Here is a 22766-nt window from a genome sequence, read left to right as displayed (position 1 = left end):
GTGATCAGTCGCAGCTGGGTGGATGTCGCCGTCGGTGTCGTGCTCGCCCTCGGCGTGGGCATCCTCGCAGCCGCGGGAGAGACGGACCGGCTGCCGTGGGCGGTCGCGGGCCTGGTGCTCCTGCTCGCGGCGTATCTGATCGCGCGGCCCTCCGCCGGCGCGGAGGATCCCCGGCGCTTCGCGGTGTTCCTCGCCGTCGTGACGGTCTCGATCGCAGCGATGACGTTCGGCGAGGTCTCGCTCGCGACGATGCAGGTCATCGTGTATCCGCTGGTGTGGATCTTCGCTCCGTTGCGCCGTGATGGTGTCGTGGGATCGCTTTCGGTCGGCGCCGGGATGCTCGTCGGGTATGCCGGCGGCTTCGGTTTCGCTCCCGACGCGCTGCTGGAGGCAGCTGCCGTCGCGGTGCTCTCGGTTGCGTTCTCGATCGCGATGGGGTGGTGGATCTCAGCGATCGCCGCATACGGCACCGAGCGCGCGCGCCTGCTCGACGAGCTCTCCCGGGCGCAGCAGCAGGTCGAGGCGCTCAGCCGCGACAAGGGCGCGGCCGACGAGCGGGAGCATCTGGCCCGCGAGATCCACGACACCCTCGCGCAGACCCTCGCGGGAATCGTCATGCTCGCCGAACAGGCCGGGCGGCGTTCGCGCGCGGGGGATGCAGGCGGCGCCGCGACCGCGGTCGAGCGCCTCGAGGTGGCCGCTCGCGACGCGCTTGGCGAGGCCCGTGCGATCGTCGCGCGCACCGCCGCCGTCCCCGACGACCCCGTGCTCGGCGCTGCGGTGGAGCGGCTCGCCGAACGCTTCCGCGCCGACACCGGGCTCGAGATCTCCGTCGTCGACACGGCTTCCGGGGCCGATCGCGAGACGCAGGTCGTCGCGCTGCGCTGCCTGCAGGAGGCGCTGGCCAACGTGCGCAAGCACGCGGGAGCCGCGCGGGTCACGGTGGCGCTCACGCGCGAGGACGACGGCGCCCTGCGACTGGTCGTCGAGGACGACGGGCGCGGGTTCGACGTCTCGTCTCCGCGCACCGGGTACGGTCTCGACGGCATGAGCGAGCGAGTCGCACTCGCCGGGGGGAACCTCGAGATCACGGCCGTCGCGGGTTCGGGGACGACGCTCTCCGTTCGGCTGCCCGGGTCGCCTGTGCCGAGCGCTGGCGCGGCGGTGCGCGCATGATCCGTCTGCTCATCGTCGACGACCACCCGATCGTCCGGGCGGGGCTGGTCGGTCTGCTCGCCGACGAGCCCGGGTTCGAGGTGATCGCGGAGGCCGCCGACGGCGACGAGGCCGTCCGGCTCGCCACCGAGGCGCATCCCGACGTCATCCTCATGGACCTCCGGATGCCGGTGCTCGACGGCGTCGCAGCCACGGCTCGTATCGTGGCGGCGCGCGATGGGGCCGCGGGGCCGCGCGTGCTCATCCTCACGACCTACGAGAGCGACGACCAGATCCTCGCCGCCATCGAGGCCGGAGCCAGCGGCTATCTGCTGAAGGCGGCTCCACGCGAGGAGATCGTGGCGGGAATCCGGTCGGTCGCCGCCGGCCAGTCGGCTCTCTCGCCGGCCGTCGCGGTGCGTCTGGTGGAACGGATGCGGCAGCCCGAGCCGGCGGCATCCGCTCTCACTCCGCGCGAGACGGACGTGCTGCGCCTCGTCGCCGCGGGGCACGGCAACAGGCAGATCGCGGTGCAGCTCGGGATCGGCGAGTCGACCGTCAAGACGCACCTGTTGCGGGTCTACGACAAGCTCGGCGTCGACAGCCGAACCCGCGCCGTGACCCTGGCCCTCGAGCGCGGCCTGCTTCCCTGACCCGAAGCCCTCGTTATGGGGTCGTCACGTGCGGGAGCGGGCGCTGTCGTAGCGTGGGAGGGAACGGAAGCAACAGGGCAGGGGAGGGCAGCGGGGATGCGGATGCGGGTGGCGCTGGCCACGGGCTCGGCCACGCTATTGCTTCTCGCGGGGTGCGCGTCGATCCCGCTCGGACCGCCGCCTGTCCGCGAGGTGGCGACCGTGTCCGACACGATGTCGTGCCCGGACCCGATCCTCAACCCGCTTCCCGGCGCTGGTCTCGTCCCCGAAGACTTCGAGGTCGTCGCGGTGCTGGAGTGCGCCAACGGCGTGACGCGTGAGGATGCCGACGGCGTCATCGCCGGCAACGAGGTGCGGCGCTACGAGGGCGACCTCACGGAATTCCTCGACGCGATGGCGGCGCCCAGCGATCCTGGGCCGGCAGCGGTCTGCCCCGCCGTCGGGTATGCCTTCCGCGCGATCTGGGCGACGGATGCGGCGGGCCGCTTCGTGCCGATGTCGTTCCCCCTGACGGCATGCGGCGGCCCCAAAGAGGACGAACCCCTGGCCGCTCTGGCTCGGCTCGAGGTCGTCGACCGCACGTCCTCGGGGGCGGGTCGCGTCGAACTGCACGAGGCGACGGCGGTCGGCTGAGCGACGCGTGCGGGCGCGCACTGCTCCGAGACGGCATCCCGTTTCGTCGTCGTCCACCCGGACGTCACGGCCGCCGCGGGCGGCGCGCCTCTCACTGTGACCGTCGAGCTCGACGGCTGTCAGCGCATCGTCGGCAGCGACTTCCAGACCCGCCCCGCCCCTCCGTCTCTGATCCCCCTCCTGTCCCCCTGACCTCCCCCCAGCCCCGACGGGGGCTAGGGGAGGCGGCTCAGAGGTACTTCGCGTAGGCGGGGAGGGTCAGGAACGCGGGGAACTCGGAGCCGAGCGCGACCTCGCGGAACAGGGCCGCGGCATCGTCGAAGCGGTCGCCGTCGCGGCGCTCGACCTCGGCGATGACGTCGTCGACCAGTTCGTCGACCCAGGCGCGGGTGATCGGCGTGCCGTCATCCGTCGTGCGGTCCTGGTGGATCCATTGCCAGATCTGCGACCGGCTGATCTCGGCTGTGGCGGCATCCTCCATCAGGTCATCGATCGCGACGGCGCCGATCCCGCGCAGCCAGGCCTCGAGGTAGCGCACGGCGACGGACACGTTCGCGCGCACACCGGCGGTCGTGATCGGCAGGCCGATGTGGCAGTCGATGAGTTCGGATGCTGCGACCTCGACGTCGTCGCGCTGCCGGTCGAGCTGATTCGGGCGGTCGCCGAGCACGGCGTCGAACTCGGCGCGCGCGATCGGGATGAGGTCGGGGTGCGCGACCCACGTGCCGTCGAAACCGTCGCCGGCCTCGCGACGCTTGTCGGCGGCGACCTTTTCGAACGCGGCGCGCGTGACCTCGGGGTTCCGCCGGTTGGGGATGAAGGCGCTCATTCCGCCGATCGCGTGCGCGCCCCGGCGGTGGCAGGTCTTCACGAGCAGCTCGGTGTAGGCCCGCATGAACGGCACCGTCATCGTGACCGCGCTGCGGTCGGGCAGCACGAACCGGGCTCCGCGCCCGCGGTAGTTCTTGATCATCGAGAAGATGTAGTCCCACCGTCCGGCGTTCAGGCCCGCGCAGTGGTCGCGGAGAGCGAAGAGGATCTCGTCCATCTCGAACGCCGCCGGCAGCGTCTCGATCAGCACGGTCGCCCGGATGGTGCCGTGGGCCAGTCCGAGCCGGCGCTCCGTGAACGCGAAGACGTCGTCCCACAGCTGCGCCTCGGCGCTGGATTCGAGCTTGGCGAGGTAGAAGTACGGTCCCCGGCCGCTCTCGACGAGCCGGACGGCGTTGTGGAACGCATAGAGCCCGAAGTCGACGAGTGACCCGGATGCGTCGAGGGCGCGCCCTGTGCGGTCGGTGTAGGCGAGGTGCTTCTCGGTGAGGTGCCAGCCGCGCGGGCGCATGACGATCGTCGGCGTGCGCTCGGCGGTGACGGTGTAGCGCCGCCCATCGGGACCGGTGTGCTCCAGCTCACCGCGGATCGCGTCGCGCAGCGACAGCTGCCCGCCGATGACGTTGCGCCAGGTCGGCGAGGTGGCGTCCTCCTGGTCGGCGAGCCACACGCGGGCGCCCGAATTCAGGGCGTTGATCGTCATCTTGGGATCGGTGGGTCCCGTGATCTCGACGCGGCGGTCCTCGAGGCCCGGGCCCGCACCCGCGACGCGCCACGAGTCGTCCTCGCGGATGTGCGCGGTGTCGCTGCGGAACGATGGGTCGGCCCCGTTGCCGATCTCGAAGCGGCGCCGCATCCGGTCGGCGAGGCGGTCGTGCCGTCGCCCCGCGAAGCGGTCGTGCAGCGCCGTGACGAAGTCGAGCGCGTCGGGCGTGAGGATCTCGTCGAAGCGCGGGTGCATCTCGCCGCGCACCTCGATCGCGGGTTCGTGCGTCTGCACGGGTACGGGCCCCGTCCAGGTGCGCCGCCGGCTCTGAGTCTCTGTGATGGTCATGGTCTCGTCTCCTGTGATCTGTGACGCTCGGGTCAGAACTGGGATGCCTCGGTCGATCCGGCCAGGGCGAGGGTGGCGCTGTCGGGGTTGAGCGCCGTCGAGAGGGCGTCGAAGTAGCCGGTGCCGGCTTCGCGCTGGTGGCGGGTGGCGGTGTAGCCGTGCGCCTCGGCGTCGAACTCCGCCTGTTGCAGCTCGACGTACGCGCTCATTGCACGGTCGGCGTAGCCACGGGCGAGGTCGAACATCGAGTGGTTGAGGGCGTGGAATCCGGCCAGGGTGATGAACTGGAACCGGTAGCCCAGCTCGGCCAGCTCCGCCTGGAACGTCGCGATCTGCGCGTCGCTGAGGTGCCGCTTCCAGTTGAAGCTCGGCGAGCAGTTGTACGCGAGCAGCTTGCCGGGATGCTCCGCGTGGACGGCTGCGGCGAACTCGCGGGCCAGCTCGATGTCGGGCTCGCCGGTCTCGACCCACAGCAGGTCTGCGTAGGGCGCGAACGCGAGGCCGCGCGCGATGACGGGGTCGATCCCGGCGCGGGTGCGGTAGAAGCCCTCGCTCGTGCGCTCGCCGGTGAGGAAGGGGCGGTCGCGCTCGTCGACGTCGCTCGTGATGAGGTCGGCGCCCAGCGCGTCGGTCCGCGCGATCACGATCGCAGGCACGCCCGCGACATCCCCGGCGAGCCGCGCGGCATTGAGCGTGCGGATGTGCTGAGCGGTCGGCACCAGCACCTTGCCGCCGAGGTGGCCGCACTTCTTCTCACTCGCGAGCTGATCCTCCCAGTGCGTGCCGGCGGCACCGGCGGCGATGAGGGATGCCGCGAGCTCGTAGGCGTTCAACGGACCGCCGAACCCCGCCTCGCCGTCGGCGACGATCGGGGCGAGCCAGTCGCGGGTGCGGCCGCCCTCGGCGTGCTCGATCTGGTCCTGTCGCAGCAGCGCGTTCGAGATGCGCCGCACGACGGCGGGCACGGAGTTGGCGGGATACAGGCTCTGGTCGGGGTATGTCTGCCCGGCGAGGTTCGCGTCGGCGGCGACCTGCCAGCCGGACAGGTAGATCGCCTTCAGGCCGGCGCGCACCTGCTGGACGGCCTGGCCGCCCGTGTAGGCCCCGAGGGCGCGGACGTACTCCTCGGTGTGGAGGAGGTTCCACAGCGACTCGGCACCCCGGCGGGCGAGGGTGGCCTCCTCACGGACGGAGCCACGCAGCCGGATGACGTCGTCTGCGCGGTACGTGCGCTCGATGCCGTCCCAGCGGGGGTCGGTCTGCCACAGCTCCTCGAGCTCGGCAGCGGTCTGAACCTGGTCGCCGGGCCGCAGCGGACCCGGAGCGGGAATCGTGGTCATCTCGGTCTCCTTCGTCAGAACGGGCGGCTCTGCCCGTCGTGGAGACCACTGTGGGCGAACTATCGGGCGCAGCACCGCCGGGTTCGAGGAGAAGATCGGCCGATCTTCTGCTTTCGTGACAGAATCCCACCATGACGCGCAAGGACGCCGTCGCCGCCGCGGGCGTGGCGCTCGACGATGAGGACATGGACGCCTTCACGATCGGCCGGCGCATCCGGCAGATCCGCACCGGACGAGGGATGACCCTCGACGACCTCGCCGCTGCCGTCGGGCGTGCGCCGAGCCAGCTCTCGATGATCGAGAACGGTCGCCGCGAGCCGAAGCTCTCGCTGCTCCGCACGATCGCGCGCGCCCTCGGCACCTCGCTCGATGCGCTCCTCGAGTCCGAGGAGCTGGATCCCCGTGCCGCCCTGGAGATCGAGGTCGCCCGCGCGATGGCGGGGCCGACGTTCCGGAGCGCCGGGATCACGCCCTTCCGCATCCCGCGCGCCGTGCCCGACGAGGTGCTGCGCGCCCTTCTCGCGCTGCAGGGCGAGATCGAGCGGCTGCACGACGAGCGCGCCGCGACCCCCGAAGAGGCGCGGCGCGCCAACGTCGCCCTGCGGCGTCTTATGCGGACGCAGAACAACTACTTCCCCGAGCTCGAGCAGCAGGCGCGGGAGCTGCTGGCGGCGGTCGGGCACCCGGGCGGGCCGCTGACGCAGCGCACCGCGAGCGACATCGCGGGGCATCTCGGCTTCAGCATCCATTACGTCGCGGATCTGCCGCAGACGACCAGAAGCGTCGCCGACCTCGCCCATGGGCGGCTCTACCTGTCGAGCCGCCTCGCTGCCGCGACGTCCGCCGATCCGCGGACCGCCGTGCTGCAGGCGCTGTCGAGCCGCATCCTCGGTCACACCGAGCCGGCCAGCTACGACGAGTTCCTCCGGCAGCGGGTGGAGACGAACTACCTGACCGGTGCGCTGCTGATCCCCGAGGCGGATGCTGCGCCCGCCCTGCGCGAGGCGAAGGAGCGGCGTGCGATCTCGATCGAAGACCTGCGCGATGCGTACTCGGTGTCGTACGAGACCGCCGCGCACCGCTTCACGAACCTCGCGACCGAGCACCTGGGCATCGCGGTGCACTTCCTCAAGGTTCACGAGTCGGGGACGATCACGAAGGCGTACGAGAACGACGACGTCGACTTCCCGACCGACCGGCTCGGCGCCATCGAGGGGCAGCTGTGCTGCCGGGAGTGGACGAGCCGGGCGGTCTTCGACGTCGATGACCGCTTCAACCCGTACTACCAGTACACCGACACCGGCAACGGGACCTATTGGTGCACGGCTCGCGTCGAGCATTCGAGCGAGGGCGCGCACTCGGTCAGCGTCGGCGTGCGGTTCGATGACACGAAGTGGTTCCTCGGGCGCGACACACCCCATCGCGGGGTGTCACGGCACTCGGTCGACGTGTGCTGCCGACGTGCGCCGGCCGACCTCGAGGAGCGGTGGCGTGCCGCCGCGTGGCCGAACGTGAAGACCCCGCGCACGCTGCTGGCGACTCTGCCGACCGGCGCCTTCCCGGGCGTAGACACGACTGATCTCTACGCGTTCCTGGAGACACACGCCCCCTCCTGAAGCACCCCGTCGACTCGGGTCAGGGGGCGGCGTTCCACCGGGGGCGGTAGGGGGTGCCGGGGGCGGGCGGAGCAGCGTCGATCGAGGTCAGGAGAGCGGCGGCGTCGGCGGCGGGGAAGGTCGTCACCAGGCGGATGCCGTCGTCGGTGACACGCGCGTACACGAGCGCGGCGGCACCGGCGGTTGCCGACAGCACGGTGAGGTACTCGCCGCCGGCCTCGGACCGCGCCGCCGCGGGGGAGCGGAGCAGGCTCGTCGCCGCGTCCGTCACCCGTTCGAGCAGCGTCGGCCCGTCCGCCCAGGGCGCGAACGCAGCGTCGGCGAGCCCGAACGCGCGGGCGAGCTCGGGGCCGAGCCACCGTTCGCGCTTCAGGCCGTACGGCGTCGGCGTCAGCGAGAGCAGGTAGCCGTACACGTGAAGGAGGCCCGCGTTCCCGACCGGCCAGGCACTCGGCTCGCCGGCGAGATCGTGCAGCCGGTCGAAGACCGCACGGTCGAGCACGGGCGCACCGACGTTCTCGTCGACGATGGTCGACCGCGACCAGCGTGCGAAGCGACCGGATGCCGCATCCTGGGCTATCGATCGCGAGAGCCAGGGCACCGCGTCGAACGCCTGCCCGGCGTCGCCGCGCGCGGCGGTCGCGGCCGCCGCATCGAGTCGTCGGATCTCGTTCATCCGCAGTTCATCGACTGTGGGATTTGTGTCCACGTGTGCACCTAACGATGGACGAAGCGTCCACTCAGAAAGTCCGATCCGTGCCGAACCCTGCTCTCATCATCTTCGATTTCGACGGAACCGTCGCCCTCGGCGACGGGCCGGTGCTCGCCTACGCGCGTGCTGCCGCCGCTGCCTCCGGCGATCCCGACCGGTTCCTCGCCCGGGTCGACGACGGGCTGCGCGGCCGACCGTCCGGTGCTGGGGCGCCGCTCGACGCGTACGACGTGATCCGGCTCGTGGCCGAGGACGCGGGGGTCGGGGCCGAGGCGCTGTCGCGTGCCTACCTCGACAGCCGCGCACTGCTGGGCACCGATCTCGCTCCCGTCGAGGCGCCGGTCGGGCTCGCCGCGGTCGCCGAACGCCTGCCGGCCGAGTGCGTCCTCGTCACCAATGCCCCGGCGACCCGCGTCGCGGAGACCCTCGACGCGCTGGGGCTCGGCGACGCCTTCGCGCGCATCGTCACCGACGCGGGCAAGCCCGCGGGGCTCGAACGGCTGCTCGACGCGCCCGAGGTCCGTGACCGCCGGGTGCTCGCGGTCGGCGACATCTGGCGCAACGACCTCGAGCCCGCGCACCGGCGCGGACACGACACCGCGCTCGTCGGTCCGTGGACGGATGCCGCGGCATCCCCGACCTTCCACGCCGACACGCTCACCGAACTGCTGCCGCGCATCGAAGCGTGGGCCGCGGCATCCGCCCCCTGACTCCGTACACCTCTCACACCACTCCTTTCCCACCCCTCACCCGAAGGACATCCACTCATGCGCACCACCCGACTTCTCGCCGCGGCCGCCGTCAGCGCCATCGCCGCCATCACCCTCGCCGGCTGCGCGGGCTCGCCCGCCGCCGGTGACACCCCTGAGGCCGCCGCCGACCCGACGTCGCTCGTGCTCGCGCTCGTCCCCTCGCAGGACCAGAACGGGCTCGTCGAGACCGCGGCTCCGCTCACCGACTACCTGAGCGACGAGCTCGGCATCGAGGTCACCGGTGTGGTCTCGAAGGACTATCAGGCCGCCGTCGAGGCGATGGGCGCCGGCCAGGCGCAGATCGGCTTCCTCCCGTCGCTGCAGCTGTGGCAGGCCAACGACATGTACGGCGCTGACGTCGTGCTGCAGACCGAGCGCAACGGCAACATCAGCTACCCCGCGCAGTTCATGACGAACAACCCCGACAAGTACTGCGACGACGCTCCCGTCGAGCGCGACGGGATGCTCTTCTGCAACGGCGCCGACGCGATGACGGGCCCCGCGGGCCTCGACTCGATCACCAAGGTGAAGGGCGCGAAGGTCGCCGTGCTCGGACCCGGGTCGCCCGCCGGCTACATCTACCCGATCCTCGCGCTGCAGGAGGCCGGGCTCGACACCGACAGCGACATCGATCAGCTGCCCGTGACCGCGAACGACGCGTCCGTGCTCGCCGTCTACAACGGTGACGCCGAAGTCGGGTTCAGCTTCTGGGACGCGCGCACGATCGTGAAGAAGGACACCCCGGGCGTCGGGCAGAAGGTCGTCGTGTTCGCGATGACCGAGGAGATCCCGAACGACGGTGTCGCGCTGAGCTCGGACCTCTCGCCCGAGCTGCGCGAGCGCATCGCGACCGCGCTGGAGGACTTCTCGAACACCGCCGAGGGCTCGGAGGTGCTGCAGAGCATCTACTCGATCACGAAGCTCGCACCCGCCGACGCCTCGTCGCTCGACGTCGTCGCACGCGCCGCGCAGGCGCTCGGACTGCAGTGACCGACACCACTGCACGCGATGCCGGGGCCGCGGCCCCGGCATCGCCGTCGGGCATCCGGCTGCACGACGTCACGGTGCGCTACCCGAACGGCACTCTCGGCCTGCGCGGGGTCTCGCTCGAGATCGGTGCGGGCGAGATGGTCGCCGTCGTCGGGCTGTCGGGATCGGGCAAGTCGACCCTCATCCGCACGATCAACGGCCTCGTCCCCGTGACCTCGGGCGTGCTCGAGGTCGGCGGCGTGCGCGTCGACACGGCGCGTGGGCGCGAGCTGCGTCGCCTGCGCGGCGACATCGGCATGGTGTTCCAGGGCTTCAACCTCGCCGGTCGCACGAGCGTGCTCAACAACGTCCTCGTTGGTCGCCTCGCCCATACCCCGGTGTGGCGCACCCTGCTGGGCGCCTACCGGTCCGACGACCGCCGCCTCGCCTTCGAGGCGCTCGAGCGCGTGGGGATGCTGCCGCGGGTCTGGGATCGCGCCGCCGCTCTCTCGGGAGGTCAGCAGCAGCGCGTCGCGATCGCCCGCGCCCTCGCGCAGCAGCCGCGCATCGTCCTGGCCGACGAGCCGGTCGCGAGCCTCGATCCGCCCACGGCGCACGGGGTCATGAAAGACCTCCAGCGCATCAACACCGAGCTCGGCATCACGGTGCTGGTGAACCTGCACCTGCTCGACCTGGCGCGCACCTACGGCGTGCGACTGATCGGGATGCGGGCGGGCGAGGTCGTCTACGACGGCCCGGCAGCGGATGCCTCCGACGCGGACTTCGCCGGCATCTACGGGCGATCGCTGACGGCCGAGGACCGGCTCGACGCATGAGCGCGCCCGCACTCGTCGTCCCGCCGCGACCCCGCGGACGTGCGGTGCCGTGGCTGGTCGCGGGGATCGTCACCGCGATCACGGTGGTCACCTGCCTCCCCGGCATCGGCGTCGGCCTCGACCTGTCGGGCATCGCGCGCAACTGGCAGCACGGCGCCGACAAGGTGCTCGGGTTGCTGCAGCCGGACTGGACGTTCTTCCCGCGGACCGTCGCCCCGCTGCTGGAGACGCTCCAGATGGCGGTGATCGGCACCGCGGTGGGGGCCGCGCTCTCGCTGCCGCTGAGTCTGTGGGCGGCTCGGCCGACCAACCCGCGCCCGGTGCTGCGGGGTGCGGTCCGCGCGATACTCAACATCGTCCGGAGCGTTCCCGACCTGCTGTCGGCGGCGATCCTGGTGGCGATGGTCGGGGTCGGCGCGCTGCCCGGCATCCTCGCCCTCGTGATCTTCAACGTCGGCATCATCGTGAAGCTGGTCTCCGAGCAGATCGACGCGATGGACACGGGGCCCCTCGAAGCGGGCCGCGCCGCGGGCGGGACGCAGCTTCAGATCAATCGTGCCCTCGCCCTGCCCGACACCTGGCCCGCGTTCGCGGCGCAGACGCTGTACGTCCTCGAGCTCAACGTCCGCGCGTCGACCGTCCTGGGGCTCGTCGGCGCCGGCGGCATGGGCCTCATCATCGACGCCGTGCGCACCTTCTACCGGTACGACCAGCTGTCGCTCATCATCCTGGAGATCCTCGTCGTCGTGCTCGTCATCGACGCCGCCAGCTCCGCCCTGCGACGGAGGCTCGCATGACCGCTCCCGTTCTCGCCGATCCGCGACGCACGTCAGCGCCGGCCGTGCCCTCCCGCCCGCGTCGACGGGTGCGCACCGTGGTCGCCGCCGCCGTGACGATCGTCGTCATCCTGGCCTTCTGGTCGGTGGACATCACCTGGTCGCGGCTGGCTGACCTGCCCGCCGAGCTCGTGCGCTACGGCTGGCTCATGTTCTCGTCGCCGACGTGGGAGAAGCTGCCGGACGCTCTGTGGCAGACCTGGCAGAGCGTTCAGATGGCGTGGGTCGGGACCGTGCTCGGGGTTATCGTGGCCACACCGCTCAGCCTGGTGGCGGCCCGAGGGTTCGGTCCGGCATGGCTGCGCTCGATCCTGCGGTTCGTGTTCTCGACGATTCGCGCCGTTCCCGAGATCATCTTCGCGATCATCATCCTCTCGATGACCGGGCTCACGCCGCTCACGGGGGCGCTCGCCCTCGCGGTGAACGGCATCGGCACCCTCGGCAAGTGGGGGTACGAAGCCGTTGAAGCCGTCCCCGCCGGACCCATCGAAGCGGCGCGCGCGGCCGGGGGCAGCCCGGCGCAGGTGCTGCGATGGGGCGTGTGGCCGCAAGCGACCCCGGTGTTCCTGTCGTTCTGGCTCTACCGCTTCGAGATCAACGTGCGCTCGTCGGCCGTCCTCGGGCTCATCGGAGTCGGCGGGATCGGCGACATGCTGACGACCTACACCCAGTACCGTGAGTGGTCGACGGTGGGGATGCTGCTGATCGTCGTGATCGTCGTCACGATGACGATCGACGGCATCTCGGGCCGCATCCGCCGACGGATCATGGAGGGCGCACGTGTCCGGTAACGCTCCGCCGACCGTGCGCATCCAGGCGCTCCGCAACGGGCTGCAGCCGACCGAGCGCCGCGTCGCGGACGTGATCCTCGACGCGCCCGAGGTCGTGGTCGAACTCACCGCGCAGCAGCTGGCCGACCGTGCGGGGGTCGCGCGTTCGTCGGTGGTCCGCGCCTGTCAGACGTTCGGGTTCCGCGGCTATCCGCAGCTGCGGGTCGCGCTCGCCGCCGAACTCGGAGCGGCCGCGCCGGCGCCATCCGACCACGGCGACGGGGCGCTCGGGCGCGTGCGCAGGTCGATCGATCGAGCCGCGGCGTCGCTGCCGGCGTCGACGAGCCTGCTCGAGGCTGACGAGGTCGAGCGAGCGGTGACGGCTGTGGTCGGCGCCGGCAGGCTGCTGGTCGTCGCCAACGGACTCTCGTCGCCGGTCGCGAGCGATCTCGCGATGCGCCTGACCGCCGTGGGGCGGCCCGCCGAGGTGATCGCCGACGTCATCGCGCAGCAGATCTCCGCTCGGCAGCTCGGCAGTCGTGACGTCTGCATCGTCGTGAGCGGCTCGGGCGCGAACGAGGCGAGTCTGCGGGCCGCGGCGGCGGCCGCGACCGGGGGAGCCGTCGTCATCGCGATCACCTCGTTCGCGGCATCCCCGCTCGTCGAACGGGCCACGCACGCGCTCGTCATCGCGCCGGCGGGGACGAGCTTCCGCGATGAGCTCGAGCACACGTCGCGGGCCGCGCACGCGCTGTTCGTCGAGGCTCTCGCCGACGAGGTGGCCGCGCGCCTGCCCGGCGGCGCGAGCGCCGTGCGCGCGCAGGTGCTCGAGGTCCTCTCCGACAATCTCGGGGCTTGAGCACGGGGTCAGGGGGAGAGGCGGAGGGCCGTCCAGACGGCGGCGCGGTCGGCGAAGCTCGACAGGTCGCGGCCGAGCAGGCGCTGGGCCAGGGCGATGCGCGTGCGGACGGTGTGTCGATGCACGCCGAGGGCGCGCGCCGTCGACTCGTGAGCGCCGTCGTGGTCGAGCCAGGCGACGAGCGTCGCCTCGAGCGCCGTGCCGTGACGTGCATCGTGGGTGCGCAGCGGGGTGAGCTCGGCTCCGGCGCGGGCGCGAGCGGGCGCCGTCGCGAGATCGTCGAGCAGGTCGCCTGGAGCATCGACGACATCGGTGACGGCACCCGGACGCCCGCGGTCGCGCGCGAGCCGGGCCCGGTCGCGGGCCGCCGTCACGTCGTCGTCGGTCGTGGCCGCCGCGGTCCCGAGTCGCCACGACAGCCGCGCGGCGATCTCGTCGAGCAGGTGCCGTTCGTTCGTCCCGACGATGAGGAGCACGCCGTCCTCGTCGCGACCGTAGAACAGCCGGCCGCCTGCGGCGTGATTGTCGAGCACTTCGCGCGCGCCGGTCGGCGCGTGCGCATCCGCCACCGCGACGACGTAGGGCGCGGCGGGGAAGCCGCCCCAGGCATCGGTCGCCACCTTCCGTGCGAGGGCGAGGTGCCCGTCGGCGAGGAGGTCGACGAGCGCAGCGCGCAGCCCGCTCCACGCGCCCGCGGTCATCCGGCGCTGCTCGAGAGCGAGGCCCGTCGTCGCGACGACGGCGGTGACGACGGCGCGGGCGTCCTGGTCGAGTTCGGCGCCGGCAGTGACGAGGACGCCGCGCTGACCCCCCGAGCCGAGCGTCTGCAGCGTCACCGGATGGCCCGCCAACCGCATCGCCGCGCCAGTTCCCCCTCCCCGTCGCAGCAGTGCCGCAGCCTCTGCCCCGACGGCCCCGCGCAGATCGCCGTCGACCGCGGACCCGGCGGAGGAGTGCTCGTGCGTCAGCGTCCCCGAGGCGTCGTAGAGGCCGACCCACGCGCCGAGCTGGCGCGCGAGCTCGGCCAGCGTCGCGTCGAACCCGTCGGGCCGCAGGGCGGCGATCGCGAGGGCGCGCTGCGCGTCGAGCGCCCAGCTGCGCCGAGCGTACGCCTGCGCGGCGATGGCTTCCGCGGCGGCTCGGGCGACGGCGATGAACGGGGTCCGATACGGCACCTCGAACAGCGGCATGCCTGCCGTCGTGCAGGCGAGCCGGAGGGAATCGGGGATGCCGTCGCGGACCACCTCCGTGCCGAAGCCGAGCCCGCGGACACCGCGCGCCCGCAGGCGGCCGACGTAGGCCTCCGCCTCCGCCTCCGCATCGGAGTCCCCGGCGAACTGGGTGCCCGTGGTGAGCAGGACGACGTCCTCCGAGAGGAAGGGGGTGGGGTCGGCAAGATCGGAGCTGTGCACCCAGCGCACCGGCGCGTCGAGGTTGGCGTCGTCGTCGGCAGGCGTCGCGAGGCGCAGATCGAGTTCACGCCGGGCCAGCAGGGCGCGGATCGTCGGTGACGGGGGAGCGGCGGCGGGCATCGGCATCCTGTACGTGCTGGCGATAAGAGGTGGCATCACTGTACAACCCGGTGAATGCGGGTTGCGCGATGCGCGTCTTACTGTCGCGGAATGAGCACCACGACCTCGACGCCGACCATCCCCCTCGGCGGCCCGACCCTCCCGCAGGAGCGCCGTGTCGTCACCGCGATCCCCGGACCCCGCTCCGAGGAGCTGCTGGCACGCAAGGCAGCCGCCGTCCCGGCCGGTGTCGGCCACACCGCGCCGATCCATGCCGTCGCCGCGGGTGGCGGAGTCATCGTCGACGCCGACGGGAACTCGCTCATCGACCTCGGCTCGGGCATCGCCGTGACCTCGGTCGGCAACGCGCATCCCGCCGTCGTCGCCGCTGTGCAGGCGCAGGTCGCGCAGTTCACCCACACCTGCTTCATGATCTCGCCGTACGAGTCGTACGTCGCCGTCGCCGAAGCCCTCAACCGGCTCACCCCCGGCGACCACGAGAAGAAGACCGCGCTGTTCAACTCGGGCGCCGAAGCGGTCGAGAACGCCGTGAAGATCGCACGCAAGGCGACCGGCCGTCAGGCGGTCGTCGCCTTCGACCACGGCTACCACGGCCGAACGAACCTCACGATGGCGCTCACCGCGAAGTCGATGCCCTACAAGAGCGGATTCGGGCCCTTCGCCCCCGAGGTCTACCGTGCGCCGCTGTCGTATCCGTTCCGCGACGGACTGTCGGGCCCGGATGCCGCGGCCCGCGCGATCTCGCAGATCGAGAAGCAGATCGGAGCCGACAACCTCGCCGCCGTCATCATCGAGCCCATCCAGGGCGAGGGCGGGTTCATCGTCCCCGCAGACGGGTTCCTGCCGGCGGTCGCCGACTGGTGCCGCGAGAACGGCGTCGTGTTCATCGCCGACGAAGTGCAGACCGGCTTCGCCCGCACCGGCGCGATGTTCGCCAGCGAGCACTTCGGCATCGTCCCCGACCTGATCACGACGGCGAAGGGCATCGCGGCCGGCCTGCCGCTCGCGGCCGTCACCGGCCGCGCCGACCTCATGGACGCCTCGCACCCCGGTGGCCTGGGCGGCACGTACGGCGGCAACCCCGTCGCCTGCGCGGCGGCCCTCGCCGCGATCGACGCCTTTGAGAACGACGGCTTGATCGAGCGCGCTCAGCAGATCGGGGCGCGCCTGACAGCTCGTCTCAACGCGATGCGCGAGAGCGACCCCCGCATCGGGGAGGTGCGCGGGCTCGGCGCGATGATCGCCGCCGAGTTCGTCGACCCCGCCACCGGCGCCCCCGACGCCGCGCTGACCTCGGCGATCGCCAAGGCGTGCATCGCGGAAGGCGTCATCGTCCTCACGTGCGGCACCTACGGCAACGTGATCCGGTTCCTTCCGCCGCTCTCGATCGGCGACGAGCTGCTCGACGACGGTCTCGACGTCATCGCCGCGGCTCTCGGGCGGGCCTGAGCGTGGCGGCCCCGAGCTCCAGCGGCTGGGAGAACCCGGTCTCGCCCGAGACGTCCGCGGGGCTCGGGGCGGTGACGAAGGCGCGTTCGAACAAGCTGCGGTCGCGCCACGTCACGATGATCACTCTCGGCGGCATCATCGGCGCGAGCCTGTTCGTCGGATCCGGCAACGTCATCCGCACGGTCGGGCCGGCCGCGGTCCTGTCGTACCTGCTGGGCGGTCTGCTGGTCTTCCTCGCGATGCGCATGCTCGGCGAGATGGCGGCGTCGCGTCCGGCGATCGGCTCGTTCATGGAGTACGCCCGCGTCGGGCTCGGTGACTGGGCTGCCTATCTCGTCGGCTGGCTCTACTGGTACTTCTGGGTCGGCGTGCTCGCCTACGAGGCGGTGCTCGGCGGCGAGACGATGCACACCTGGTTCCCGGTCATCCCCTCCTGGGGCTGGTCGCTGATCCTGCTCGCGGTCTTCGTCGGCACGAACGTCATCTCGGTCCGCACGTTCGGCGAGGTCGAGTTCTGGCTGGCCAGCATCAAGGTGCTCGCTATCGTCGTGTTCCTCGGCGCCGGCATCCTCTTCGCCCTCGGGCTGTGGCCGCAGGCGACCTTCGCCGTCCCCAACCTGTGGGAGCACGGCGGGTTCGCCCCCAACGGCATCGGCGTCGCCTTCACCGGCGTTGCCCTCGTGATCTTCTCGTACTTCGGCACCGAGATCGCCGTCATGGCGTCGGCCGAATCCGTCGATCCCGCCAAGGGCATCCGGCAGGCGACCAGCACGATCATCTGGCGCATCCTGCTGTTCTTCGTCGGGTCGGTGCTCGTGATCGTCACCGTCGTGCCCTGGGATGAGCTGCCGGCGCCGACGGATGTCGCGAACGCGCCGTTCACGGTCGCGCTGTCGCGCTTCGGCATCCCCGGGGCCGACGTCATCATGCAGCTCGTGATCTTCACGGCCGTCATCTCGGTCCTCAACTCGGGCCTGTACTCGGCCTCGCGGATGTTCTCGGCGCTGGCCGACAAGGGCTTCGCCCCGAAGGTCGTCGCGCGGCGCTCGCGCAACGGCGTTCCCGTGATGGCGCTGCTGGCCTCGACCATCGGCGGGCTCATCGCGACGCTCGTGAACTTCCTCACGCCGGGGTCGGGCATCTTCGACTTCATCATGAACTCGGCCGGCCTCGTCGCGCTCTTCGTGTACGTCTTCATCGCCCTCACCCAGCTGCGCCTGCGTCAGCGGATGACGCCCGAGGAGGTGGCCGCGCTCAAGCTGAAGATGTGGCTGCACCCGTGGCTCAACATCTTCCTGATCGTCGCGATCGCCGCCGTCGTGGTGGTCATGCTCACGACCGAGTCGGGGCGTTCGCAGGTGTGGACGAGTCTCATCGCCACCGGTGTACTACTGGTGTTCTGGCCGCTCGTGCGCCGCAACCTGCGCGCCCGTCGGCTCGACCGGGAGAGTGTCGCCCCGGTCACGGGTTCTGCCAACGAAGGAGTCGGAAATGACTGAGATCACCCGCGACGTCGCGATCGTCGGAGCCGGCGCGGCCGGACTGACGGCCGCGAACGACCTGAGGAAGGCCGGGCTGTCGGTCGTCGTGCTCGAGGCGCGCGACCGCGTCGGCGGACGCCTGTGGACCGACGAGATCGACGGCGCCATGCTCGAGCTCGGCGGACAGTGGGTCTCGCCCGACCAGCACGCGCTGATCGACACGCTCGCCGACCTCGGACTCGAGACGTACACGCGGTATCGCGACGGCGACAGCGTGTACGTCGGTCCGGACGGGCAGGCGCGGCGCTTCCGCGGCGAGATGTTCCCGGTGGCGCCGGAGACCGAGCGCGTCATCGACGAGATCACCGCGCGGCTGGACGAGATGGTCGCCGAGATCGACCCCGACCGGCCGTGGGCGCACGAGAAGGCGGCCGAGTGGGACCGCATCTCGTGGGACGCGTGGCTGCGTCAGCAGACCGATGACGACGAGGCGGTGCGCAACCTCGCCTTCGCCACGGGATCGGCGATGCTCACCAAGCCGACGCACACCTTCTCGCTGCTCCAGTCGCTGCTCATGGCGGCGTCGGCGGGCTCGTACTCGCACCTGGTCGATGCGGACTTCATCCTCGACAAGCGCGTCGTCGGAGGTCTGCAGCAGGTGCCGCTGCGCCTCGCGGAGCGGCTGGGCGAGGACGTCCTGCTGGGCCAGCCGGTGCGCTCGATCGAGTACTCCGACGCGGGTGCGGTCGTCCGCACCGACGAGGTCACGGTGCGGGCACGCCACGTCGTGCTCGCTCTGGCGCCGGTGCTCTACAACCGCATCTCGTTCTCGCCGCCGCTGCCGCGTCTGAAGCACCAGATGCACCAGCACTTCTCGATGGGCTTCGTCATCAAGGTGCACGCCGTCTACGACCGGCCGTTCTGGCGCGAGCAGGGGCTGTCGGGCACCGCCTTCAGCCCGTACGAGCTGTCGCACGAGGCGTACGACAACACCAACCACGGCGACGAGCGGGGCACGCTCGTCGGGTTCGTGTCCGACCAGAACGCCGACGACCTCTTCCGCCTCTCCGCGGACGAGCGGCGCGAGCGCATCCTCGAGTCGCTCTCGCACTACTACGGACCCGAGGCGAAGAACCCGATCGTCTACTACGAGAGCGACTGGGGCAGCGAGGAGTGGACGCGCGGCGCCTACGCCGCGAGCTTCGACCTCGGCGGCCTGACCCGTTACGGCGCTGAGCAGCTCGAGCTCGTCGCACCGCTGCACGTCGCGTGCAGCGATCTCGCCGGACTCGGCTACCAGCACGTCGACGGAGCGATCCGCATGGGCCACCGCGTCGCCGACGAGATCCTCGAAGCGGACCGCGCATGAGCCGCTCGGCGTCCGGCGGCCGCATCGTCGTCGGATACACCGCGACCAAGGCGGGGCGGGATGCCGTGGCCTTCGCGAGTCGCCTCGCGACGGCATCCGGGGCCGCGCTCCACCTCGTGCTCGTGCTCCCCGCCCAGAAGCCGGGGATCGTCCCGCCGGATGCCGGCTACGAGCGGCTGCTGCGCGAGCAGGCCGCCGGCTGGCTGCGGGAGGGCGCCGCGGAGGTTGCCGAGGGTGTGTCGCACCGCGCCCACGTCCGCTACGGCGAGTCGGTCGCGGCGGGGCTCATCGACACCGCCGACGAGCTGGGGGCCTCGCTCATCGTCGTCGGGGCCGCCGACGGCGGCAATCGGGGCCGGCACCGGCTCGGCACGACGACGACCGAGCTCGTGCACTCGTCCGACGTGCCGGTCGCCCTGGTTCCGCGCGGCGCGCGCCGGGTTCCGGTCGAGACCGGCATCACGCGCCTGACCGCCGCCGTGGGGGAGCGCGAGGGCACCGAGCTCCTCGTCGAGGCGACCATCCGGCTCGCCGCGGCGACCGCGGCGCCGGTGCGGCTGCTCTCGCTCGTCGCCCTCGACCTGCCCGCGGGCCTCGACACCGGGGCCATCCGCACGGTCGGTCAGAACCACGCGCAGGAGGTCCTGGACGAGGTCCGCGGAGCTCTTCCGGCCGAGGCCGAGGTCACCGCCGTGGTCGCGGCCGGCGACGGCATCGAGGACGCCGTGTCGCACCTCGAATGGGAGGCCGGCGAGGCCGTCATCGTCGGCTCCAGCCGTCTCGCGCAGCCGCGACGGCTCTTCCTCGGCTCCACGGCGGCGCGCATGCTGCGCGTCGTCACCGCCCCCATGATCGTGGTGCCCCGCACCCGCAGCGACCGCGAAGGAGCGAGCGCATGACCCGAGCAGAACAGACGGGGGTGCCCGCGGGCGACCCCGTCACCGGCGGCATCTCCCGGAAGGGGCTGAGCGCCGGAACGGTCGGCCTCATCGGAGCAGTCGTCATCGGCATCTCCTGCATCGCCCCGGCCTACACCTTCACCGCGGCGGTCGGGCCGACGGCATCCGTCGTGGGCACTCAGGTGCCGGCGATCGTGCTCGTCGGCTTCATCCCGATGCTGCTCGTCGCCTTCGGATACCGCGAGCTCAACAACCGCATGCCCGACTCGGGTACGAGCTTCACGTGGGCGACGCGCGCCTTCGGCCCGTGGATCGGGTGGATGGCCGGCTGGGGGCTCGTCGCCGCCACGATCCTCGTGCTCTCGAACCTCGCGGGGGTCGCCGTCGACTTCCTCTTCCTGCTGATCGCCCAGCTCACCGGACAGGAGTCGATTGCCGGCCTCGCCTCCGTGGTCTGGATCAACGTCCTCGTCTGCGTCCTGTTCGTCGCCGCCGCGACCTTCATCTCGTACCGCGACATGCAGACGACGCAGAAGCTGCAGTACGGACTCGTCGCCTTCCAGGTCGTCGTCCTCGTGCTGTTCGCGATCGCGGCGATCGTCGAGGCCGTCTCGGGCAACGCCTTCGATGCCACGGCGTTCGACTGGTCGTGGTTCAACCCCTTCGCGGTACCGACGTTCAGCGCCTTCGCCGCCGGGCTGTCGCTGTCGATCTTCATCTTCTGGGGCTGGGACGTCACCCTGACGATGAACGAGGAGACGAAGGACCCCGAGCGCACGCCGGGGCGCGCCGCCACGATCACGGTCGTCATGATCGTCGCTCTCTACCTGCTGCTCGCGATCGCGATGATCATGTTCGCGGGCGTCGGCACGGGCGAGCTCGGACTCGGCAACGAAGACATCCAGGAGAACGTCTTCTTCCACCTCTCGGGACCGATCCTCGGCCCGCTGGCGTTCCTCGTCTCGCTCGCGGTGCTCACCAGCTCCGCGTCGTCGCTGCAGTCGACCTTCGTCGGGCCGGCGCGCACACTGCTCGCGATGGGCCACTACGGGGCCCTCCCCGAGAGCTTCGCGAAGGTGAGCCCCCGGTTCTTCACGCCCGGCTACGCCACGATCGTCTCGGCGATCGTCGCCTCGGGCTTCTACGTCGTCATGCGCATCGTCAGCGAGAACGTGCTGTGGGACACCATCCTCGCGCTCGGCATGATGATCTGCTTCTACTACGGCCTGACGGCGTTCGCCTGCGTCTGGTACTTCCGGCGCCAGTGGTTCGACTCGGTACGGAACGTCTTCTTCACGTTCCTCTTCCCGCTCGTGGGCGGCGTCATCCTGGCGGTGCTGTTCGTCACGACGCTCATCGACACGATGGATCCCGCGTACGGCAGCGGATCGCAGATCGGCGGCATCGGCCTGGTGTTCATCCTCGGCGTGGGAGTCATCCTCGTCGGCGTCGTCGTGATGGTGTGGCAGGCCGTGAAGCGCCCCGCGTTCTTCCGGGGCGAGACTTTGACCAAGGATGCGCCGGTGAGCCGGCGCGCGAGAGGAGAGGCGCGATGACGCACGAGAACGAGACACGACTGCTGGCGGGGATCGAACGCGGCCTCTTCATCGGTGGCGAGTGGGTGGATGCCGAGGGCGGCGCGACCTTCCCGGTCACCGACCCCTCGACCGGCCGCACGCTCATCGAGATCGCCGACGCCTCGCCGGCGGACGGCATCCGCGCCCTCGACGCCGCCGTCGCGGCGCAGGAGGAGTGGGCCGCCACTGCGCCGCGCGTGCGCAGCGACATCCTGCGCCGCGCGTTCGACCTCGTGCAGGAGCGCAAGGAGGACCTGGCGCTGCTGATGACGCTCGAGATGGGCAAGCCCCTCGCCGAGGCGCGCGGCGAGGTCGTCTACGGCGGTGAGTTCCTGCGGTGGTTCAGCGAGGAGGCGGTGCGCATCTCGGGCCGCTACGGCCTGAACCCTGAGGGGACCGGCCGCATGGTCGTCTCGCAGCGTCCCGTCGGCCCGTCGTTCTTCATCACGCCGTGGAACTTCCCGCTCGCGATGGCGACCCGCAAGATCGCTCCGGCGCTTGCGGCCGGGTGCACCGTCGTGGTCAAGCCCGCGGCGCTCACGCCGCTCACCACGACGTTGTTCGTCCAGATCCTGCAGGAGGCGGGCCTCCCGGCGGGCGTCGTCAACGTCGTCAACGCGACGCGCTCGAGCGAGGTCGCCGCGCCCATCATCGCCGACCCCCGGCTTCGGAAGCTCTCGTTCACCGGCTCGACCCCGGTCGGGCGCAAGCTCATCGAGCAGGCGGCGGAAGGGGTGCTGCGGGTCTCGATGGAGCTCGGCGGCAACGCCCCGTTCGTCGTGTTCGACGACGCCGACCTCGACAAGGCGGTGGAGGGCGCGATGCTCGCGAAGTTCCGCAACATCGGGCAGGCCTGCACCGCGGCCAACCGCTTCATCGTGCACGAGTCGATCGCCGACGAGTTCGCCGACCGGCTCACCGAGCGCGTCTCGGCGATGAAGATCGGTCGCGGTACCGAGGACGGTGTGCAGATCGGGCCCCTCATCGACGAGAAGGCGGTCGCGAAGACCGGCGCGCTCGTCGAGGACGCCGTCGCGCGGGGCGCCACGGTGCGCACGGGCGGCTCGGCGATCGACGGGGAGGGGACGTTCTTCGAGCCCACGGTCGTGACCGAGGTCGCCGCGGGCAGCGACATCCTGCGCGAGGAGATCTTCGGACCCGTCCTGGCGATCGCGACCTTCTCCGACGAGGACGAGGCCGTGCGCCTGGCCAACGACACCGAGTACGGACTGGTGTCGTACGTGTTCACGCAGGATCTCGCGCGCGGCCACCGGATGATCGATCGCCTCGAGACCGGCATGATGGGCCTGAACGTCGGAGTCGTCTCGAACGCGGCGGCCCCGTTCGGTGGTGTGAAGCAGTCGGGAATCGGGCGCGAGGGCGGACTCGAGGGCATCCACGAATACCTCTCGACGAAGTACACCCTGATCCCCGCCGACTGAC

At 71.3% G+C, this 22766-nt stretch carries 20 protein-coding genes; 16 read left to right on the top strand and 4 right to left on the bottom strand.

Annotated elements, in window-relative coordinates; all coding sequences use genetic code 11:
* From ACLBWJ_RS05310 to ACLBWJ_RS05300, 3 genes are all read left to right on the top strand, one after another.
* Nucleotides 1-1176: a sensor histidine kinase gene (locus tag ACLBWJ_RS05310; RefSeq protein WP_274178516.1), complete on the top strand. Its 1176-nt coding sequence runs from the start codon at nt 1-3 to the stop codon at nt 1174-1176.
* Entirely contained in the window at nt 1173-1808 is a 636-nt protein-coding gene (locus tag ACLBWJ_RS05305; protein WP_112616828.1) for a response regulator, read from the top strand. Before ACLBWJ_RS05310 ends, ACLBWJ_RS05305 begins: the two co-directional genes overlap by 4 nt.
* A gap of 201 nt (nt 1809-2009) precedes the next feature.
* Entirely contained in the window at nt 2010-2441 is a 432-nt protein-coding gene (locus tag ACLBWJ_RS05300; RefSeq protein WP_447659852.1) for a hypothetical protein, read from the top strand.
* 229 nt (nt 2442-2670) lie between these two features.
* Here the strand turns inward: ACLBWJ_RS05300 and aceB are convergent, their stop codons facing one another.
* Together aceB and aceA are read right to left on the bottom strand one after the other, a co-directional pair.
* The gene (aceB, locus tag ACLBWJ_RS05295) at nt 2671-4326 is read right to left on the bottom strand and encodes a malate synthase A (protein WP_407667126.1); all 1656 of its coding nucleotides are present in this window, start codon (nt 4324-4326) and stop codon (nt 2671-2673) included.
* Between the two features lie 32 nt (nt 4327-4358).
* Complete coding sequence (aceA, locus tag ACLBWJ_RS05290) at nt 4359-5666, bottom strand: isocitrate lyase (protein ID WP_114588110.1); 1308 nt, start codon at nt 5664-5666, stop codon at nt 4359-4361.
* A gap of 185 nt (nt 5667-5851) precedes the next feature.
* On the opposite strand from aceA, the gene ACLBWJ_RS05285 reads away from it, so the two are divergent.
* Nucleotides 5852-7282, top strand: a complete 1431-nt coding sequence (locus ACLBWJ_RS05285) for a helix-turn-helix domain-containing protein (protein ID WP_274178551.1) — start codon at nt 5852-5854, stop codon at nt 7280-7282.
* Nucleotides 7283-7301: 19 nt separating this feature from the next.
* Here ACLBWJ_RS05285 and ACLBWJ_RS05280 read toward each other — a convergent pair whose 3' ends face one another.
* Nucleotides 7302-7958 (bottom strand): amino acid deaminase, encoded by a 657-nt coding sequence (locus ACLBWJ_RS05280; protein ID WP_274178519.1) that lies wholly within the window; start codon nt 7956-7958, stop codon nt 7302-7304.
* A gap of 80 nt (nt 7959-8038) precedes the next feature.
* Between ACLBWJ_RS05280 and ACLBWJ_RS05275 the strand changes: the two genes are divergently transcribed.
* From ACLBWJ_RS05275 to ACLBWJ_RS05250, 6 genes are read left to right on the top strand one after another with little or no spacing between them, the layout of a single operon-like run.
* On the top strand, nt 8039-8704 hold the full coding sequence (locus ACLBWJ_RS05275; RefSeq protein ID WP_112616838.1) for an HAD family hydrolase: 666 nt from the start codon (nt 8039-8041) through the stop codon (nt 8702-8704).
* Between the two features lie 57 nt (nt 8705-8761).
* Nucleotides 8762-9736, top strand: a complete 975-nt coding sequence (gene phnD / locus ACLBWJ_RS05270) for a phosphate/phosphite/phosphonate ABC transporter substrate-binding protein (protein ID WP_447659851.1) — start codon at nt 8762-8764, stop codon at nt 9734-9736.
* Nucleotides 9733-10551 carry a phosphonate ABC transporter ATP-binding protein gene (phnC, locus tag ACLBWJ_RS05265; RefSeq protein WP_112616842.1) on the top strand — a complete coding sequence of 273 codons (819 nt, stop codon included), beginning with the start codon at nt 9733-9735 and terminating at the stop codon, nt 10549-10551. Before phnD ends, phnC begins: the two co-directional genes overlap by 4 nt.
* Nucleotides 10548-11348 (top strand): phosphonate ABC transporter, permease protein PhnE, encoded by an 801-nt coding sequence (gene phnE, locus ACLBWJ_RS05260; protein WP_274178520.1) that lies wholly within the window; start codon nt 10548-10550, stop codon nt 11346-11348. Before phnC ends, phnE (ACLBWJ_RS05260) begins: the two co-directional genes overlap by 4 nt.
* Nucleotides 11345-12178: a phosphonate ABC transporter, permease protein PhnE gene (phnE, locus tag ACLBWJ_RS05255; RefSeq protein WP_112616846.1), complete on the top strand. Its 834-nt coding sequence runs from the start codon at nt 11345-11347 to the stop codon at nt 12176-12178. Before phnE (ACLBWJ_RS05260) ends, phnE (ACLBWJ_RS05255) begins: the two co-directional genes overlap by 4 nt.
* Entirely contained in the window at nt 12168-13016 is an 849-nt protein-coding gene (locus ACLBWJ_RS05250) for a MurR/RpiR family transcriptional regulator (protein WP_114588107.1), read from the top strand. Before phnE (ACLBWJ_RS05255) ends, ACLBWJ_RS05250 begins: the two co-directional genes overlap by 11 nt.
* Nucleotides 13017-13024: 8 nt before the next feature.
* Here the strand turns inward: ACLBWJ_RS05250 and ACLBWJ_RS05245 are convergent, their stop codons facing one another.
* Nucleotides 13025-14548, bottom strand: a complete 1524-nt coding sequence (locus ACLBWJ_RS05245) for a PucR family transcriptional regulator (protein ID WP_274178521.1) — start codon at nt 14546-14548, stop codon at nt 13025-13027.
* A gap of 90 nt (nt 14549-14638) precedes the next feature.
* Between ACLBWJ_RS05245 and gabT the strand changes: the two genes are divergently transcribed.
* From gabT to ACLBWJ_RS05215, 6 genes are read left to right on the top strand one after another with little or no spacing between them, the layout of a single operon-like run.
* A complete protein-coding gene (gene gabT, locus ACLBWJ_RS05240; RefSeq protein ID WP_274178522.1) occupies nt 14639-15997 on the top strand; it encodes a 4-aminobutyrate--2-oxoglutarate transaminase in 1359 nt (452 codons plus the stop codon).
* 2 nt (nt 15998-15999) lie between these two features.
* On the top strand, nt 16000-17496 hold the full coding sequence (locus ACLBWJ_RS05235; RefSeq protein ID WP_274178523.1) for an amino acid permease: 1497 nt from the start codon (nt 16000-16002) through the stop codon (nt 17494-17496).
* The gene (locus ACLBWJ_RS05230) at nt 17489-18847 is read left to right on the top strand and encodes a flavin monoamine oxidase family protein (protein WP_274178524.1); all 1359 of its coding nucleotides are present in this window, start codon (nt 17489-17491) and stop codon (nt 18845-18847) included. Before ACLBWJ_RS05235 ends, ACLBWJ_RS05230 begins: the two co-directional genes overlap by 8 nt.
* On the top strand, nt 18844-19746 hold the full coding sequence (locus ACLBWJ_RS05225) for a universal stress protein (RefSeq protein ID WP_274178525.1): 903 nt from the start codon (nt 18844-18846) through the stop codon (nt 19744-19746). Before ACLBWJ_RS05230 ends, ACLBWJ_RS05225 begins: the two co-directional genes overlap by 4 nt.
* A complete protein-coding gene (locus ACLBWJ_RS05220; RefSeq protein ID WP_274178526.1) occupies nt 19743-21302 on the top strand; it encodes an APC family permease in 1560 nt (519 codons plus the stop codon). The genes ACLBWJ_RS05225 and ACLBWJ_RS05220 overlap by 4 nt, the downstream gene beginning before the upstream one ends.
* Nucleotides 21299-22765 carry an NAD-dependent succinate-semialdehyde dehydrogenase gene (locus ACLBWJ_RS05215; protein WP_274178527.1) on the top strand — a complete coding sequence of 489 codons (1467 nt, stop codon included), beginning with the start codon at nt 21299-21301 and terminating at the stop codon, nt 22763-22765. Before ACLBWJ_RS05220 ends, ACLBWJ_RS05215 begins: the two co-directional genes overlap by 4 nt.
* Nucleotide 22766: the final 1 nt, after the last annotated feature.

The sequence above is a fragment of the Microbacterium sp. M4A5_1d genome (genome assembly GCF_053345465.1).
This window is presented reverse-complemented; position numbering and strand designations above follow the sequence as displayed.

Bases quoted from the DNA above. Each gene is read 5' to 3' on its own strand.
- ACLBWJ_RS05305 (WP_112616828.1), top strand. From the start codon at position 1,173: ATGATCCGTCTGCTCATCGTCGACGACCACCCGATCGTCCGGGCGGGG.
- aceB (WP_407667126.1), bottom strand. From the start codon at position 4,326: ATGACCATCACAGAGACTCAGAGCCGGCGGCGCACCTGGACGGGGCCC.
- aceA (WP_114588110.1), bottom strand. From the start codon at position 5,666: ATGACCACGATTCCCGCTCCGGGTCCGCTGCGGCCCGGCGACCAGGTT.
- ACLBWJ_RS05285 (WP_274178551.1), top strand. From the start codon at position 5,852: ATGGACGCCTTCACGATCGGCCGGCGCATCCGGCAGATCCGCACCGGA.
- ACLBWJ_RS05280 (WP_274178519.1), bottom strand. From the start codon at position 7,958: ATGAACGAGATCCGACGACTCGATGCGGCGGCCGCGACCGCCGCGCGC.
- phnD (WP_447659851.1), top strand. From the start codon at position 8,762: ATGCGCACCACCCGACTTCTCGCCGCGGCCGCCGTCAGCGCCATCGCC.
- phnE (WP_274178520.1), top strand. From the start codon at position 10,548: ATGAGCGCGCCCGCACTCGTCGTCCCGCCGCGACCCCGCGGACGTGCG.
- phnE (WP_112616846.1), top strand. From the start codon at position 11,345: ATGACCGCTCCCGTTCTCGCCGATCCGCGACGCACGTCAGCGCCGGCC.
- ACLBWJ_RS05245 (WP_274178521.1), bottom strand. From the start codon at position 14,548: ATGCCCGCCGCCGCTCCCCCGTCACCGACGATCCGCGCCCTGCTGGCC.
- gabT (WP_274178522.1), top strand. From the start codon at position 14,639: ATGAGCACCACGACCTCGACGCCGACCATCCCCCTCGGCGGCCCGACC.
- ACLBWJ_RS05230 (WP_274178524.1), top strand. From the start codon at position 17,489: ATGACTGAGATCACCCGCGACGTCGCGATCGTCGGAGCCGGCGCGGCC.
- ACLBWJ_RS05225 (WP_274178525.1), top strand. From the start codon at position 18,844: ATGAGCCGCTCGGCGTCCGGCGGCCGCATCGTCGTCGGATACACCGCG.
- ACLBWJ_RS05220 (WP_274178526.1), top strand. From the start codon at position 19,743: ATGACCCGAGCAGAACAGACGGGGGTGCCCGCGGGCGACCCCGTCACC.
- ACLBWJ_RS05215 (WP_274178527.1), top strand. From the start codon at position 21,299: ATGACGCACGAGAACGAGACACGACTGCTGGCGGGGATCGAACGCGGC.